This is a genomic window from Arthrobacter sp. UYEF20, from assembly GCF_040546335.1.
Taxonomy (GTDB): Bacteria; Actinomycetota; Actinomycetes; order Actinomycetales; family Micrococcaceae; genus Arthrobacter.
In genome coordinates this window covers 125231-138906 of the sequence record NZ_JBEPNP010000013.1, presented here as the reverse complement: position 1 = coordinate 138906, position 13676 = coordinate 125231, and the positions used below count along the sequence as shown (strand labels likewise).

Annotated in this window: 15 protein-coding genes; 8 read left to right on the top strand and 7 right to left on the bottom strand. The window is 67.5% G+C overall.

The features are described 5' to 3' along the window. The 3 genes from ABIB26_RS15425 to ABIB26_RS15415 form a co-directional block, all read left to right on the top strand. Positions 1–581, top strand: a 581-nt coding sequence (locus ABIB26_RS15425) for an IS3 family transposase (protein WP_354244846.1), incomplete at its 5' end; no start/stop codon positions are given. Between the two features lie 97 nt (positions 582–678). Then, complete coding sequence (locus tag ABIB26_RS15420; RefSeq protein ID WP_354244844.1) at positions 679–858, top strand: hypothetical protein; 180 nt, start codon at positions 679–681, stop codon at positions 856–858. A 513-nt stretch (positions 859–1371) separates the two neighbouring features. After that, positions 1372–1650, top strand: a complete 279-nt coding sequence (locus ABIB26_RS15415) for a hypothetical protein (RefSeq protein ID WP_354244841.1) — start codon at positions 1372–1374, stop codon at positions 1648–1650. A gap of 339 nt (positions 1651–1989) precedes the next feature. Here ABIB26_RS15415 and ABIB26_RS15410 read toward each other — a convergent pair whose 3' ends face one another. Together ABIB26_RS15410 and ABIB26_RS15405 are read right to left on the bottom strand one after the other, a co-directional pair. Continuing rightward, on the bottom strand, positions 1990–2244 hold the full coding sequence (locus tag ABIB26_RS15410; RefSeq protein WP_354244839.1) for a hypothetical protein: 255 nt from the start codon (positions 2242–2244) through the stop codon (positions 1990–1992). Positions 2245–2272: 28 nt separating this feature from the next. Beyond that, the gene (locus ABIB26_RS15405) at positions 2273–3124 is read right to left on the bottom strand and encodes an SGNH/GDSL hydrolase family protein (RefSeq protein ID WP_354244836.1); all 852 of its coding nucleotides are present in this window, start codon (positions 3122–3124) and stop codon (positions 2273–2275) included. A 106-nt stretch (positions 3125–3230) separates the two neighbouring features. Here ABIB26_RS15405 and ABIB26_RS15400 point away from each other — a divergent pair, with 106 nt between their 5' ends. Beyond that, on the top strand, positions 3231–3881 hold the full coding sequence (locus tag ABIB26_RS15400; RefSeq protein WP_354244833.1) for an alpha/beta hydrolase: 651 nt from the start codon (positions 3231–3233) through the stop codon (positions 3879–3881). A 97-nt stretch (positions 3882–3978) separates the two neighbouring features. On the opposite strand, the gene ABIB26_RS15395 is transcribed toward ABIB26_RS15400, so the two are convergent. Continuing rightward, positions 3979–4215, bottom strand: a complete 237-nt coding sequence (locus ABIB26_RS15395) for an RNA-binding S4 domain-containing protein (protein ID WP_354244830.1) — start codon at positions 4213–4215, stop codon at positions 3979–3981. Positions 4216–4248: 33 nt separating this feature from the next. On the opposite strand from ABIB26_RS15395, the gene ABIB26_RS15390 reads away from it, so the two are divergent. The 3 genes from ABIB26_RS15390 to ABIB26_RS15380 all read left to right on the top strand — a co-directional run bounded on the left by ABIB26_RS15390 (position 4249) and on the right by ABIB26_RS15380 (position 7821). Then, positions 4249–5217 (top strand): DMT family transporter, encoded by a 969-nt coding sequence (locus tag ABIB26_RS15390; RefSeq protein WP_354244827.1) that lies wholly within the window; start codon positions 4249–4251, stop codon positions 5215–5217. Positions 5218–5443: 226 nt separating this feature from the next. Next, positions 5444–6829, top strand: a complete 1386-nt coding sequence (locus ABIB26_RS15385) for a glycine--tRNA ligase (RefSeq protein WP_354244824.1) — start codon at positions 5444–5446, stop codon at positions 6827–6829. A 2-nt stretch (positions 6830–6831) separates the two neighbouring features. After that, positions 6832–7821, top strand: coding sequence for a GNAT family N-acetyltransferase (locus tag ABIB26_RS15380; RefSeq protein WP_354244821.1), 990 nt, complete (start codon positions 6832–6834; stop codon positions 7819–7821). A gap of 124 nt (positions 7822–7945) precedes the next feature. On the opposite strand, the gene ABIB26_RS15375 is transcribed toward ABIB26_RS15380, so the two are convergent. The 4 genes from ABIB26_RS15375 to ABIB26_RS15360 are packed head-to-tail and all read right to left on the bottom strand — an operon-like array spanning position 7946 to position 11910. Then, entirely contained in the window at positions 7946–9391 is a 1446-nt protein-coding gene (locus ABIB26_RS15375; protein ID WP_354244818.1) for a short-chain fatty acid transporter, read from the bottom strand. 49 nt (positions 9392–9440) lie between these two features. Further along, positions 9441–10295, bottom strand: coding sequence for a lysophospholipid acyltransferase family protein (locus ABIB26_RS15370; RefSeq protein WP_354244816.1), 855 nt, complete (start codon positions 10293–10295; stop codon positions 9441–9443). A gap of 2 nt (positions 10296–10297) precedes the next feature. Next, positions 10298–11158, bottom strand: coding sequence for a DUF1295 domain-containing protein (locus ABIB26_RS15365; protein WP_354244814.1), 861 nt, complete (start codon positions 11156–11158; stop codon positions 10298–10300). Next, the gene (locus ABIB26_RS15360; RefSeq protein ID WP_502913686.1) at positions 11158–11910 is read right to left on the bottom strand and encodes an alpha/beta hydrolase; all 753 of its coding nucleotides are present in this window, start codon (positions 11908–11910) and stop codon (positions 11158–11160) included. Before ABIB26_RS15360 ends, ABIB26_RS15365 begins: the two co-directional genes overlap by 1 nt. Before the next feature lie 376 nt (positions 11911–12286). Between ABIB26_RS15360 and ABIB26_RS15355 the strand changes: the two genes are divergently transcribed. Next, positions 12287–13660: an FAD-binding oxidoreductase gene (locus ABIB26_RS15355; RefSeq protein WP_354244808.1), complete on the top strand. Its 1374-nt coding sequence runs from the start codon at positions 12287–12289 to the stop codon at positions 13658–13660. The last annotated feature ends 16 nt before the right edge of the window (positions 13661–13676 follow it).

The window sequence follows — 13676 nt, the reverse complement described above, 5'->3', positions numbered from 1 at the left end:
CGCCGAATTCCCTGTCACCTGGATGTGCGCCCGGCTGGGCATTCCGCGGGCCTCGTATTACCGCTGGCTGGACCACGAAGAATCACCGACGGCTGACGTACCTGCGCACCGGCGAGGGCTGGCTGTATCTGGCCACCGTCATCGACCTGTGCACCCGCATGGTCGTTGGATGGGCGATGGCCGATCACATGCGCGCCTCCCTCGTCACGGGCGCGCTGGCGATGGCCAGGGACCGCGGACACCTGGCCCCTGATGCGATTTTCCATAGCGACCGCGGCACGCAATACACCTCCCGGGAAATGGGCGCCTGGTGCACCGGCAACGCTGTGCGCCAGTCCATGGGGGCCACCGGGGTGTGCTGGGATAATGCCGTCGCCGAGTCGGCGTTCTCATCCCTGAAGAAAGAGTTCTACCACCACCACAGCTTCGCCACCCGGCAGGACGCCCGCCGGGGAACCATGCGCTACATCGAAGTGTTCTATAACCGCTGGCGGCCCCACACCAACAATGATGGGCTGCCGCCGGCAACAGCAATGGCCAACTTCAAGACCAAAAACCAGCCGCTACCCGCGGCCGCCTAACCCAAAAAGAAACTAACCGGCTGTCTCACATCCTTGACACACCTCAGGGCTGAGCGGCAACCCATGGGACCAACCCGCACCCGCAGTGACCGACCTGATGGTCAATGATCAGGCCAGTGTCCTCGTCAATGGAGTCGGAGTGCCCGGCGCGGCGGTCGATACGTACCCGTTCGTATACGGCATCGGCGCAGAACTGGCAGGCGGTGGCGTCGTGACCGCCGTGCTTCCACGCGCCGAGCTCAAGCGCATCCAGATCCAGTTCACGACGCGGAGATAACGACCGCACCCCGGTGCCCGTAAGCCGGTCCTCCAACGAGCGGCTAAACGCCACTGTGCGGCGTCCCGCAAGCCGAACCCTGACGGGGCGGAAAATGGCTGACCGTCCCTCCTAGTCGGCACAAAGGGGCCAATAGCACGAGGTGGCTATCATCGGTGACATGTATGAACCTTGGAGCAGGGGAACCGTGAAGACCTGGCACCGCGAAGAAGGGTGGGGATCCATCCGAGTGAAGGTGTGGCCGCAGAATGCTTCGCCCATTTTTCTTGCATCGTCCAGAGGGCGAATGAGTTTCTTGAGCTTGTCCCAGGCGAAGACGTAAGGCTCACCTGGCACGAGGCGCAGCAGGATGAATTCTCCATGGTTGCCGACCGTGTGGAGCGTTCCTAGCCGAACCTTCACCGGGCCGAAAATTGGCACTGCGGCGGCGCATGGTCAGAACGCTGATCCAACCCCCGGCAGAGCGAGTGCGCGTTTGGTGACATGCAACGTCTGCGGTTGTAGGCTCCGAATATGGCAGAGGGTCAGAAGCGCCACCAGCCGCGCATGACGCGGGGCGGATTCCGCTGGCAGGTAGCCGCGTGGACTGTGCTGACCATGAACCCGGTCTGGCAACTTGTGTTCCGGTCGAATGAACCTTGGGATGGGTTCCACTCCTTCATGGTGGCAATCCTGGTTGCTTGCGTCGGCTTTCTCGCATATCTGCTGTACGTGCGCCACCGCGACGGTCATTTCTGGGACGAGGAAGAGGCCCGCCGGGCGGACTGGGATCGTAGAGGCCGGCAGCTCTAGCCAGGTCAAGAATGCGTCAGGACCTTGAGCCGAGGGCTCTCCGCATCCGAGGTACCCCTACGGGCACCTCATGAAACACATCGAAACGTTTCTCGCACCCCCGCCCGCTGAGACTGTCCCGCAAGCCGGTCCTCCAACGGCGTAAGCGCCAGCCAAAATTTTCGGACCGCGATCGCCGTGTTTCCGCGGCCGGCCGATTCCCATAGCACCCGCCCGAGAAAATGCCCGGTGATGGGGGGGATAAACGGTGCATTCAGAACCATGACCGGACTCCTCATCGGATAAGGCCCGTGTATCCACCAACGACCAAGAACTCACTGCCTAGAAAACCGATCCTCCTCAGACCCCAGATTGTTGCGGTGCACGAAGTGCCAGGTGGGCCGCGGCTGGTGAAATAGACACCGCCTGTTCCGCGTTGGCGCCCGCTGCGGCCGAGGCGCCCGCGGTGCGCCGGACTGTCGTCCAGCGCGCGTAAGGGAACTCCTGCGACTGGACAGCCAGGAGGTTCCGCACCGCCTCATCCACCGTTGCGGCGAAAGGTTCGCGCAGCTGCTGCCCGCGGGGCCGCAGCCTCACGACGTCGTCGGCGTCCATCCGTCCCGCCGGAGCTGTCCGGGCCGGCTCAGGACCGCGCTGGCTCTTCCGCGCCCGGCGGGCCTTCGCCGGAGCCCAGCGGTACCCCCGGGCCGAACACGGGACCGGGCAGGGGGCGCTTGGCCGTGATGCCGTCGCCGGAGGAGCGGTGCCGCAGCCGGCGGACCACCCACGGCACGAAGTACTCCCGGGCCCACACGAGATCACCCGAGCGGGCCTCCCGCCAGCTGCGTTGCGGCAATGGCTTGGGGGAGAGCGGCTCCAGCGTGTGCTGGACGTTCAGGGAATCCAGCACCATGGCGGCGATGGTGTGGTGGCCCAGCGGGGAAAAATGCAGGCGGTCCGCGTCCCACATCCGGGGATCGTTCAATTGCCGCAATGACCACATGTCCGCGATGACGGCATCGTGCCGGGCGGCGATGGTGCGGAGGTTCTCGTTGTAGATGGCCACCTTGCTGCGGATCCGGCCCAGCACGGAGGAGCCGGTGTCCGGGCCGTTGAACAGGACCACCGTGGCCCCGCCCAGGCTCAGGATCTGCACTACCGAGTCCAGCTTTTCAGCCAGCACATCGGGGTCGCCGCCGGGCCGGATCAGATCGTTTCCGCCGGCAGACAGGGTCACCAGGTCCGGTTTGAGGGACAGGCAGTGCGCCAGCTGTTGGTCAACGATCTGCTGCAGGAGCCGGCCGCGTACGGCGAGGTTGGCATAGGCAAAGTCGTCGTGGCCGCGGCTCAGTTCCTCTGCCACGCGGTCCGCCCAGCCGCGGTGGCCGCCGGGGCTTGCCGGTTCGGGATCGCCGATGCCTTCAGTGAAGGAATCGCCCATGGCCACGTACCGGGTCCAGGGGTGGCTCAAGGCGCGTTCTGGTGGATTCTCCATGGCTTCGGCGTCGCTCCCGTCATATCCTGCACTGTTCCTGCAAAGCTACGCCACCGTAGCTTGTTACCGGCCGGTAACGGGAGGAACGAACTGCAAGAATGGACCCATGACTGAAGCTGATGCCTTTCCTGCCCCCGTTGTCCTGTGGTCCAAGCCCGAGGGGGAGCGGGCCGGCAAGCCGCTCCTGGTCCTGCTGCACGGCTACGGGGCCAACGAACAGGACCTGCTGAGCCTTGCGGACATGCTTCCCGGAGAATTCACGGTGGCCTCGGTGCGGGCGCCCCTGGTCACCGGCCCCGGCTTCACCTGGTTCCCGCTGACCGCCTCCATCGACTATTCGCTCGACGCCGTCAAGGCGGCGTCGCGGTATGTGCTGGACTGGATCGACTCCGTCAAGGCCAACCACCCCTCGGTGACGCTGCTGGGATTCTCGATGGGCATGGCCATGGCCACCACGCTGCTGCGGCAGCGGCCCGTGGACTTTGCCGCCGTCGTCGGGCTGTCCGGTTTTGCGGTCAACGCCGACTCGGACCCGAGCTTCCGGGACGCCGAACTCGACGGAACCGTGCCGATGTTCTGGGGCCGCGACCAGCAGGATCCGGTGATTACTCCGGACAAGATCGAGTTCACCACGGGCTGGGTGCGCCAGCATGTCAAGCTGACCAAGGTGCTTTATACGGGGATGTGGCACGGCATCAACCAGCAGGAGGTCGGCCATGTCTCCGAGTTCCTCACGCACGAGGTGCTGAGCAAGTAGCGCGTCCGACGGCGGCCCGCAGGAGCGTGCCCGACGGCGGCCCGCAGGAGCGTGCCCGGGGGCGCCGGGGCGCCCGCGGCGGCTACGCGCCGGGCGGTTAAGCCCCGGGCGACGTGCGGATCCGGACGGTCTTTCCGTTCACGGTCACGGTGTCGCCGTGGTGGAGCTGGCGGCCGCGGCGGTCCTCGATCTCACCGTTGACCTTCACGAGTCCGTTCCTGATCAATTCCGCAGCCTCCACGCCGTCCTCCACCAGGCTGGCGAGCTTCAGCAGCTGACCGAGGCGGATCATGTCGTCGCGGATGGGGATGTCTTCAATTTCCGGGTTGCTCATACAAGCAATAATGCCTGACGTAAGGTGTCACCAATGACCCACGCACCACGCCTCCCGCTCCTCGCCGGCCTGCCCCTGGCGGTGGCGGCCGGTCTGCTTCTTCCGGTGCAGGGCCGGATCAACGGCGCGCTCGGCACGGCCCTGGCGGACGGCATCGCCGCCTCGGTGGTCAGCTTCACCACGGGGCTGGTCCTGATGATCGTCATCTCGCTGGCGCTGCCCAAGGGCCGGGCGGGCCTGGCGCGGGTCCTGCCGGCCGTCCGGAACCGGGAGTTCCCGCCCTACTACGTCCTGGCCGGCTGCATCGGGGCGTTCTTGGTGTTCACGCAGTCCTTCACCATCGGCCTGCTGGGCGTCGCCCTGTTCACCGTGGCAGCCGTAACCGGACAGACGCTCAGCGGGCTGCTGGTGGACCGGATGGGGATCGGCCCCGCCGGAAAGAGGCCCATCACCGGCATCCGGGTGCTGGGCAGCATCCTGACCATCGCGGCCGTCGCCTGGGCCGTGTCGCCGCGCCTCTCCGGAGCCGAATCCGGGACCGCCCAGCTGCTGGTTCCGGTGCTGCTCCCGGTACTGGCCGGCTTCCTGATGAGCTTCCAGCAGGCCATGAACGGCACCGCGACGGTCCACTACGGCACGCCCATCACGGCCACCCTGGTGAACTTCGTCTCCGGCACGGTCCTGCTCTGGGTCGCCTGGCTGGTCAAACTCGCGGTCGCCGGCGCCGGCAACCCGCTCCCGGCGGAGTGGTGGTACTACCTCAGCGGCCCCATGGGCTGCGTCTTCATCGGGGTGGCCGCCCTGCTGGTGCGCAGCCTGGGCGTGCTGGTGACGGGACTCGGCATGATTTCCGGCCAGCTCCTGGGCTCGCTCGGCCTGGACCTTGCCTTCCCGGCACCCGGCACCGTGGTAGCACTTCCGACGGTGCTCGGAACCGTGCTGACTCTCGCCGCGATCATCCTGGCCACCTTGCCCTGGCCCCGGGGCGCCCTGAAGCGGTAGCCGTGGCCCCGGGGCGCCCTGAAGCGGCAGCCGTGAAGGGGGCGGCAGCCCGGTAGGCTAGGAGGCGCAGCTTCCTGCGCCGCAATCCTTTGCACCACAGCTCTTTTGCGTTGCGATTTGCGTTGCGTTTTGTTTTGCGTTTTAGTGCCCCGTCCGGCAACCAGCCGGGGTTCCGGGGCTGAGACCGCGGACCGCACCCAGCGGCCCTGTAGAAAGTGGAGTTCCCATGGCAGCAAAATCCGTCCTCGACCAGATCATTTCCCTCGCCAAGCGCAGGGGTTTCGTTTTCCAGGCCGGTGAAATCTATGGTGGCTCGCGTTCTGCCTGGGACTACGGGCCCCTCGGAGCGGAGCTGAAGGAAAACATCAAGCGCCAGTGGTGGCAGTCCGTGGTCCGCGGCCGCGAAGACGTCGTCGGCCTGGACTCTTCCGTCATCCTGCCCCGCCAGGTCTGGGAAGCCTCCGGCCACGTCGATGTCTTCTCCGACCCGCTGGTCGAGTGCCTCTCCTGCCACAAGCGCTACCGCGCGGACCACCTCCTGGAGGAATTCGAGGAAAAGAAGGGCCGCCCCGCCGAGAACGGCCTGAAGGACATCGCCTGCGCCAACTGCGGCACCCGCGGCGAATGGACGGAGCCGCAGGAATTCTCCGGCCTGCTCAAGACCTACCTCGGCCCCGTCGCCAGCGAGGAGGGCCTGCACTACCTGCGCCCGGAAACCGCCCAGGGCATCTTCGTCAACTTCAGCAACGTGCTCACCACCTCCCGCAGGAAGCCGCCGTTCGGCATCGGCCAGATCGGCAAGTCCTTCCGCAACGAGATCACCCCGGGCAACTTCATCTTCCGCACCCGCGAGTTCGAGCAGATGGAAATGGAATTCTTCGTCGAGCCCGGCACGGACGAGCAGTGGCACCAGTACTGGATGAAGGAACGCATGTCCTGGTACACCAGCCTGGGCATCCGGGAGGAGAACCTGCGGTTCTTCGAGCACCCGCTGGACAAGCTCAGCCACTACTCCAAGGGCACCACGGACATCGAATACCGCTTCGGCTTCCAGGGCTCGGAGTGGGGCGAGCTCGAGGGCATCGCCAACCGCACCGACTTCGACCTCTCCACGCACGCCAAGGCCTCCGGCACGGACCTGAGCTACTTCAACCAGGCCACCAACGAGCGCTACACGCCGTACGTGATCGAACCCGCCGCCGGTCTCACCCGCTCCTTCATGGCCTTCATGATCGACGCGTACACCGAGGACGAGGCACCCAACGCCAAGGGCGGCGTCGACATCCGCACCGTGCTCAAGCTCGATCCGCGCCTGGCGCCGGTCAAGGCAGCCGTGCTGCCGCTGAGCCGCAACGAGGACCTGTCGCCGAAGGCCAAGGACCTCGCCGCCCAGCTGCGGAAGAACTGGAACATCGAGTTCGACGACGCCGGCGCCATCGGCCGCCGCTACCGCCGCCAGGACGAGATCGGCACGCCGTTCTGCATCACCGTGGACTTCGAGACCCTGGACGACCAGGCCGTCACCATCCGCGAACGCGACACCATGAGCCAGGAACGCGTCTCCCTGGACAAGGTGGAGGGCTACCTGGCCGCACGGCTGATCGGCGCCTGATCATGGCGATCGAATACCGTGAATGGCGCGAGGGCGACGACCTTGCCCTGCTGGAGATCTGGGGCGGCCCGGAAACCGTCCAGGCCGGGCAGTTCCGCGGCACCCTGGCGCCGTCGGGCAACTCCCCGTGGCGCCGCTGCATCGTGGCCGAGGACGTCGTCGACGGCGTCGCCATCCCCGTCGCGGCAGGCGTGGTCCACGAGGCCTCGCTGCACCCGGAACGGCTCTGGGCCTACATCGAGGTGGACCGGCAGCACCGCCGGACCGGCGTCGGCTCCACGCTGCTGAGCATGCTCCGGCACGAGGCCGCGCAGTCGCCGTCGGGAGTGACCCGGCTCCGCTCCAAGGTGGAGCCCGGCACCGCCGGGGCGGCCTTTGCCGGGGCGGGGGGACTGGCCCCGATCCAGCGCTCCCGGCTCGTCGTCGTGGAGCCGGGAGCGCTCAAGCTGCCGGTCTTCGGCGACGGTTCCGAGGCTGCCGCCGCCGAGCAGGTCGAGGATCTCGCCACCGGCTCGGTGGAGCTCAGCGACGTCGTAGGCCGCTACTACACGGCAGTGCACGGCTGGGACAGCCCCGGGGACCTGAGCATCGCCACGGTGCAGCGGCTGTTCCTGGACGAACTCAGCGGAGCCCACGGCGCGATTGTGCTCCGGTCCCCGAGGGCGAGCGCCTTCGGCCAGGGCGTGCCGGCCAGCCGGAAGGGCCGGCTCGAGGCGTTCGCGATCAGCTACGCGGAGCTTGCCCCCGCCGAGGGGGAGGGCGCGGCCAGCTCCGGGCAGCCCACCGAGGTGTTCCTGGGCCATGACCCCGCGCTCTCGCTGGAAGAGGCCCGGGCCGCGGTGCGTGACCTGCTGGCGCTGATCGTGTTCCAGCATCCCGTGCTGCTGGAACTGGACGATTCGATGACCGCGGTGGGCGACGTCGTCGAACCGCTGCTGCACAGCGGCAAGGCCCGCGTCCAGGGTGCCGAGACCCTCGTCGTCTCCGACTGACACCGCCGGCAGACCCAACTGACCCGCAGACCCAACTGCCCCGCACACCCAACTGACCCGCAGTTGTTGTCGTTTTGAGGGTTCAAAACGACAACAACTGCGGGTCAGTTGGGCTATGTAAGGACTACTGGCCGGCGGGCATCACCGGGGGGACGAAGCTGAACGTCATTCCCAGCAGCCAGACCAGCAGCAGGACCACCGGCAGATGGAAGATGAACTGCAGGAAGGTGAAGCCCACCAGGTCCCGGGCACGCAGCCGCAGGACCGCCAGCAGCGGGAGCATGAAGAACGGGTTGACCAGGTTCGGCAGCGCCTCGGCGATGTTGTAGATCTGCACGGTCCAGCCGAGGTTCATGTTCACATCGGTGGCGGATTGCATCACGTACGGCGCCTCCACGAGCCACTTGCCGCCGCCGGACGGCACCAGGAGGCCCAGCACGGCGGTGTACAGCGCAATCACGACGGCGAACGCGCCGCTGCCGCCGATGTCCGAGAAGAACTCGGCCAGGTGAGCGGAGATGGTCATCCCGCCGGTACCAGTGGCCCTGGTCAGGATCGCGGCCATCGCGGCGTAGAGCGGGAACTGGACCAGGATGCCGGCGGTGGCCGGGACGGCCTTGGTGACGGCCTGCAGGAAGTTCCGCGGCGTGCCGTGCAGCACCAGGCCCAGGATCAGGAAGACCAGCAGGTAGCCGTTGAGGCTGCTGACCACGGTCAGGAACGGCTTGGTCAGGAACTGCGAGACGAGCCAGCCGAGCGTCAGGATGCCCGCCAGGACGGGCAGGATCATGCTGTATTCGAGCCATTCACCCGGGCGGGAGCGGGGCGCCGCTTCGCCGGGTTCGTCGTCGAGGTCGACGCCGAGATCCTCCGCCGTGCGGATCGCGCCGCCCTGGGGTGCGGAGAAGTGCGCGATCACTGTGGTGAGGGCCATCAGGATGGCCAGGGTGAGCAGCGACTGCCAGGTGAAGATCGTGGTGCCGAAGTCCAGGATGCCGGTGATCTTCAGCAGCGCGGGCGGCAGTGAGGCCGCGGTGGCCTGCAGCTGAGCGGCGGAGGAGGACAGCCCGAGCGCCCAGACAGCGCCGAGGCCCATGAACGCCGCCGCGCCGAGTGCGCGGTAGTCCACGGTCAGGTCCTTGCGGCGGGCAATGGCGCGGGCCAGCAGGCCGCCGAAGATGAGACTGAGGCCCCAGTTGAGGAAGGAGACGGACATCGACATCAGCGCCACAAAGCTCACGGCCGTGCGGGCCGTGGCCGGGATGAGGGCGAGACGGTTGATCAGCTTGGCCACCGGCGGGGAGGTCGCCACGACGTAGCCAGTGAGGACCACCATGGCCATCTGCAGGGTGAAAGCGGCCAGGTCCCAGAAGCCGTTGCCGAAGGAATCGGCGATCGACTGGGGTGAGGCGCCGATGGCCAGGGCGGCCACGGCGATGATGATGACGCCGGCCAGGGCGAAGATGTAGGCGTCCGGGAACCACTTCTCGGTCCACGCCGCCATCCGTTGGGCTATTCGGGCGAGACCGCGTTCTTCGATGCCGCTTTTCGTCGGGACTGTGTTTGCCACAGAGGGGTACCTCTCCGTTGAGTGCAATTTTGTACCCGATGGAGTTTAGTCAGGACGCTGCCGGGAACCTAAGCTTTCGACGGCGGCCGCCTGCGCGCCGCGGGCCCTCGGCCTCGTCCAGCCGCTGCCGCTCCTCCTCGCTGGGGGCTCCGCCGCCGAGGTCCGCCGGCATCCACCACGCGCCCGGGGCCGGGTCCAGCGGGAAGTCCGCGATGCCGGCGTCGATCCCGGCCTGCAGGACCTTCCGCAGCCTGGCCGTGGCCGCCTGGACGTCCTCAGCCGCGGCGATGAGCATGGGCTCGGCGACGTGGATGCGGACCGGGGCACGCCAGGCACGGCGCGGCGAGAAGCCATGCTGGCGGGTCATCAGGCGGTGGGATCCCCAGACGGAGACCGGGATGATCGGCACCCCGGCCTCCGCGGCCATCCGCACGGCCCCGGTCTTGCATTCACGGACCCGGAAGCTGCGGCTGACACCGGCCTCGGGCAGGATGGCGATGTACTCGCCGTCGCGGAGTTTCTGCACGGCGGCGTCGTAGGCATGGGAACCCGTCGAGTAGCCGACGACGACGAGCCCGGCGGCGCTGACGGCGGGTCCGGCGAACCAGTGGTCGGCCGCACCCTGCGTGACCAGGAACCGCAGCCGGGCCCTGCAGTTCCGCCACAGCAGCAGTTCCGCGAAGGCGAAGTCAAGGTATCCGAAGTGGGTGATCGCGACGACGGCGCCCCGGCCTGCGGCCACGCGCCGGGAGGAGCCCGCGGGGGATTCGGCGGGTCGCTCAGGTGCGGGCAGATGCTCCTGCCCCGTGACGATGACGCGGATCCGGAACAACCGACTCAGCGCCAGGCCGGCGCGGACCATGCCGCGGTAGAAGCTGTCGTTGGGCTTGGGCCGCCAGGTCATTGTCAGTGTCCGCCTGCCCGGTGTCCGCCCGGCTGTTTTCCGCCCGTCCTGTGTCCGCCCGTCCCGAGCCGGTGGGGCGGCCAGGGCAGGAACCCGGAGGTGGACTCGATGTACTCCTTGTAGCCGGGACGGGCGGACATCGCCTTCTCGGTCAAGGGCTTTCCGGTCTTGCCGGCGAGCGTCCAGATCATCAGCGCGGGGGAGAGGATGGTCAGCACCCCGGGCCAGGAGTCGGCGGCGACGAGGAACAGCCCGGCCCAGACGGCCGCGTCACCGAAGTAGTTCGGGTGGCGGGTGTAGCGCCAGAGCCCGGTGTTGAGCACCGTGCCGCGCCTGGACGGATCGGCCTTGAACTGTGCCAGCTGCCGGTCGCCGACCGTCTCGAAGACGAAGCCCACGATCCAGAGCAGGACCCCCAGCAGCGCCGGCCAGCCGAGACTCCCGGTGCTGAACATGCCGACCTGGACCGTGAGCGAGACGAAGAACAGCACCACCGCCTGGGGAAGGTACACGCGGCGCAGCGCATAGACGTTGCGCGAGCCGGGGGCCGAGGAGAGCATGTCCACGTACCGCGGGTCCTCGTGGCCGCCGCGGGCGCGAAGGCCGATGTGGACGGCCAGCCGGATGCCCCAGACGGCCACGAGGGCCAGGAACAGCAGGCGGCGGCCGCCGTCGCCGTACCCGGCGGAAAGCAGCCAAGAGATGGTGGCCACCACGACGAAGCCGAGGCCCCAGACGGTGTCGATGACGGAGTGGCGGCTCTGGCGGACGGCAATGGCGAACGTCACGGCCAGCAGCACCACAAGCCCTGCCGCCACCCACGGCAGGCTGGCCAGAAACGCGTCGAGCGGGAAGGCCGGCATCAGAGCACCACCGGGAGGCGCGCGCCGGCGGCTGGGAGCAGGCTGCGGAAGGCCTTGGTGCTGCCAGGCATGTCGGCTCCGCTGTTGTTGCCGAACGCATCCAGGATGTAGCCGTTGGCGAGCGAGTTCCACAGGCCCACCCGGCGGATCATGAAATGTCCCGTGCCCTTGAGGGAAACGTAGTCCACGGATTCCGCGACGCCCTCGGCCCGGCGGGCGTAGGCGAGCGAGTTGGCGGGGCTGGTCCAGCGGTCCTCGGTGCCGTGGACGATCAGCACCCGGCGTCCGGCGACGCGTTCCACCGGGGTTTCATGGTTCAGCCAGGGCGCGAGGGCCACCACGGCTTCCACCTGCGGGTCATCGGCGACGCAGAGCGCGGTCAGTCCGCCCATCGAGTGGCCCAGCAGGTAGACGGGCACGCCGGGGTGCTCGCGGCTGATCTGGGACAGTGCCCAGCGGGCGTCCTGTACGGGGGACATGTCCTCCCCGTTCCAGCCGCGGTAGCGGTTCCGGAGCGTCCACACGGCCAGCCCGTGGGGGCCGCCCTGGATCCGGAGGGCCCGGGCGAAGGGGAGCATCCGGGCCGGGCTGAGGTGCCGGGCGCGGACGGAGTCGTAGCTCTCCGAACGGCCGCCGTGCAGCACCAGGGCGACGCCCAGGGTTTCCCCGCTGGCCTCAGCAATGCTCAGCACGGCCTTCGCGTCAGTCCCGGGGCCAGCCATTCCGGCTTCGCGGTCGTCCAGCTTGCGTATCGCCACGCCGGTGTCCTCCAGATCTTTCGTCCCTCAATTACCAACCATATGGCGCCGCGTCCGCAGTTCAAGGCCTGCAGCTGGTCCGCTGACGGACGGGTCTCCCCCAGGGTTCCCGGGGACATGCCCATTGAGCATTCGGAGCGGCGGCGCCCAACGATGGGACGGATGGATTGCCGCCGGCTGCGGGCTCCCTGCTGCGGCACCCCGGGCCCGGGCATTGGGCGGGGCCTGGATCCTATTGACGGCGCAGGGCTGGAGGAGTAGGCCTGTGCTGGTAAAACCTCCGGACGCCATGCCGGCTGGGAGCACAGGTCACCGTCCGGGCCGGGTCTCATGACGAATATCCCGATACAGAAAATGAGACGGTACAGAAATGAACGGAATCAGCTTCGATAGCCTGCGCGAACAGGTCCGCGGGCAGATCATCACGCCCGGCGACGCCGGTTACGACGCGGCGCGTGCGGTCTTCAACGGCATGATCGATAAGAGGCCGGCAGCGGTGGTCCAGGTATCCCAGGTGGCCGATGTCATCTCCTGCGTCGACTTCGCCCGGGACAACTCCCTGGACCTGGCGGTCCGCGGGGGAGGACACAGCGCCCCGGGCTTTGGCACGTGGGATGACGCCTTGGTCATCGACTTCGTAAACACCACCGGGGTCCGGGTCGATCCCGCAGCCGCGACGGCGCGCGCGGAGGCCGGTGCGACGTGGGCCGACTTCAACCACGCGACCCATGCCTTCGGGCTGGCAACTCCTGGCGGCATTGTCGGCTCGACCGGCATCGCCGGGCTGACCCTCGGCGGCGGCATGGGCTACCTGAGCCGCAAGTATGGGCTCAGCTGCGACAACCTCCTCTCGGCCGACGTCGTCACTGCGGAGGGAAAGTTCCTTACCGCCAGCGAAAGCGAGAACGAGGACCTGTTCTGGGCGCTGCGCGGCGGCGGCGGGAACTTCGGCGTCGTGACGTCATTTGAATACCGGCTGCATCCCGTGGATATGGTCCACGCCGGCATCATCATTTACCCCATCGAGCATGCGGAGACGGTGGCAAAGTTTTACCGGAACCACATGGCCACCGCCCCTGAAGAGTTTGGGGCGTTCCTGGGTTTCCATCAGGGCCCTCCAGTTCCGTTCCTGCCCGAGGAGTGGCATGGCAAACCGGTGTGCGTCATCGTCGGCATGTGGACCGGCGATCTGGCGGAAGGTCCGGCACGCTGGCAGCCGTTCCTGGACGTCGCGCCGGCGGCGGGATCCATGGTGGGGCCAATGCCGTACCCCGCCTTGAACACGGCTTTCGACCCGCTGCAGCCCCCAGGCATGCAGGCCTACTGGAAAGCGGATTTTCTGGCGGAGCTCAACGACGGCGCCATCGCGGCGCACATCGAACACGGCAGCAAGGTCCCCAGCGTGCAAACCGCGGTACACATCTACCCCATCGATGGTGCTGTCCAGCGGGTGGGCGCCACGGACACGGCGTTCGCCAACCGGAACGTGAAGTTTTCGCCCGTGATCGCGGCGCAGTGGCTGGACCCCGCGGAAAACGAGGCAAACATCGCCTGGGTGCGGGACTACGCGGCCGCGCTGCGGCCCCATTCGGCTCCCGGCGGCTACATCAACTTCATGGATGGGGATGATCTGCCCAGGATTGCAGAGAACTACGGGGAGAACTACAAGCGACTGAGGGAGGTCAAAGCCAAGTACGATCCGCAGAACCTCTTCCACGTCAACCAGAACATCCCGCCCGCGTAACCTGCGGCGCGCGGCG

Coding starts and splice junctions, on each gene's coding strand:
- ABIB26_RS15420 (WP_354244844.1), top strand. CDS start 679: ATGGTCAATGATCAGGCCAGTGTCCTCGTCAATGGAGTCGGAGTGCCC.
- ABIB26_RS15415 (WP_354244841.1), top strand. CDS start 1,372: ATGGCAGAGGGTCAGAAGCGCCACCAGCCGCGCATGACGCGGGGCGGA.
- ABIB26_RS15410 (WP_354244839.1), bottom strand. CDS start 2,244: ATGGACGCCGACGACGTCGTGAGGCTGCGGCCCCGCGGGCAGCAGCTG.
- ABIB26_RS15405 (WP_354244836.1), bottom strand. CDS start 3,124: ATGGAGAATCCACCAGAACGCGCCTTGAGCCACCCCTGGACCCGGTAC.
- ABIB26_RS15400 (WP_354244833.1), top strand. CDS start 3,231: ATGACTGAAGCTGATGCCTTTCCTGCCCCCGTTGTCCTGTGGTCCAAG.
- ABIB26_RS15395 (WP_354244830.1), bottom strand. CDS start 4,215: ATGAGCAACCCGGAAATTGAAGACATCCCCATCCGCGACGACATGATC.
- ABIB26_RS15390 (WP_354244827.1), top strand. CDS start 4,249: ATGACCCACGCACCACGCCTCCCGCTCCTCGCCGGCCTGCCCCTGGCG.
- ABIB26_RS15385 (WP_354244824.1), top strand. CDS start 5,444: ATGGCAGCAAAATCCGTCCTCGACCAGATCATTTCCCTCGCCAAGCGC.
- ABIB26_RS15380 (WP_354244821.1), top strand. CDS start 6,832: ATGGCGATCGAATACCGTGAATGGCGCGAGGGCGACGACCTTGCCCTG.
- ABIB26_RS15370 (WP_354244816.1), bottom strand. CDS start 10,295: ATGACCTGGCGGCCCAAGCCCAACGACAGCTTCTACCGCGGCATGGTC.
- ABIB26_RS15365 (WP_354244814.1), bottom strand. CDS start 11,158: ATGCCGGCCTTCCCGCTCGACGCGTTTCTGGCCAGCCTGCCGTGGGTG.
- ABIB26_RS15355 (WP_354244808.1), top strand. CDS start 12,287: ATGAACGGAATCAGCTTCGATAGCCTGCGCGAACAGGTCCGCGGGCAG.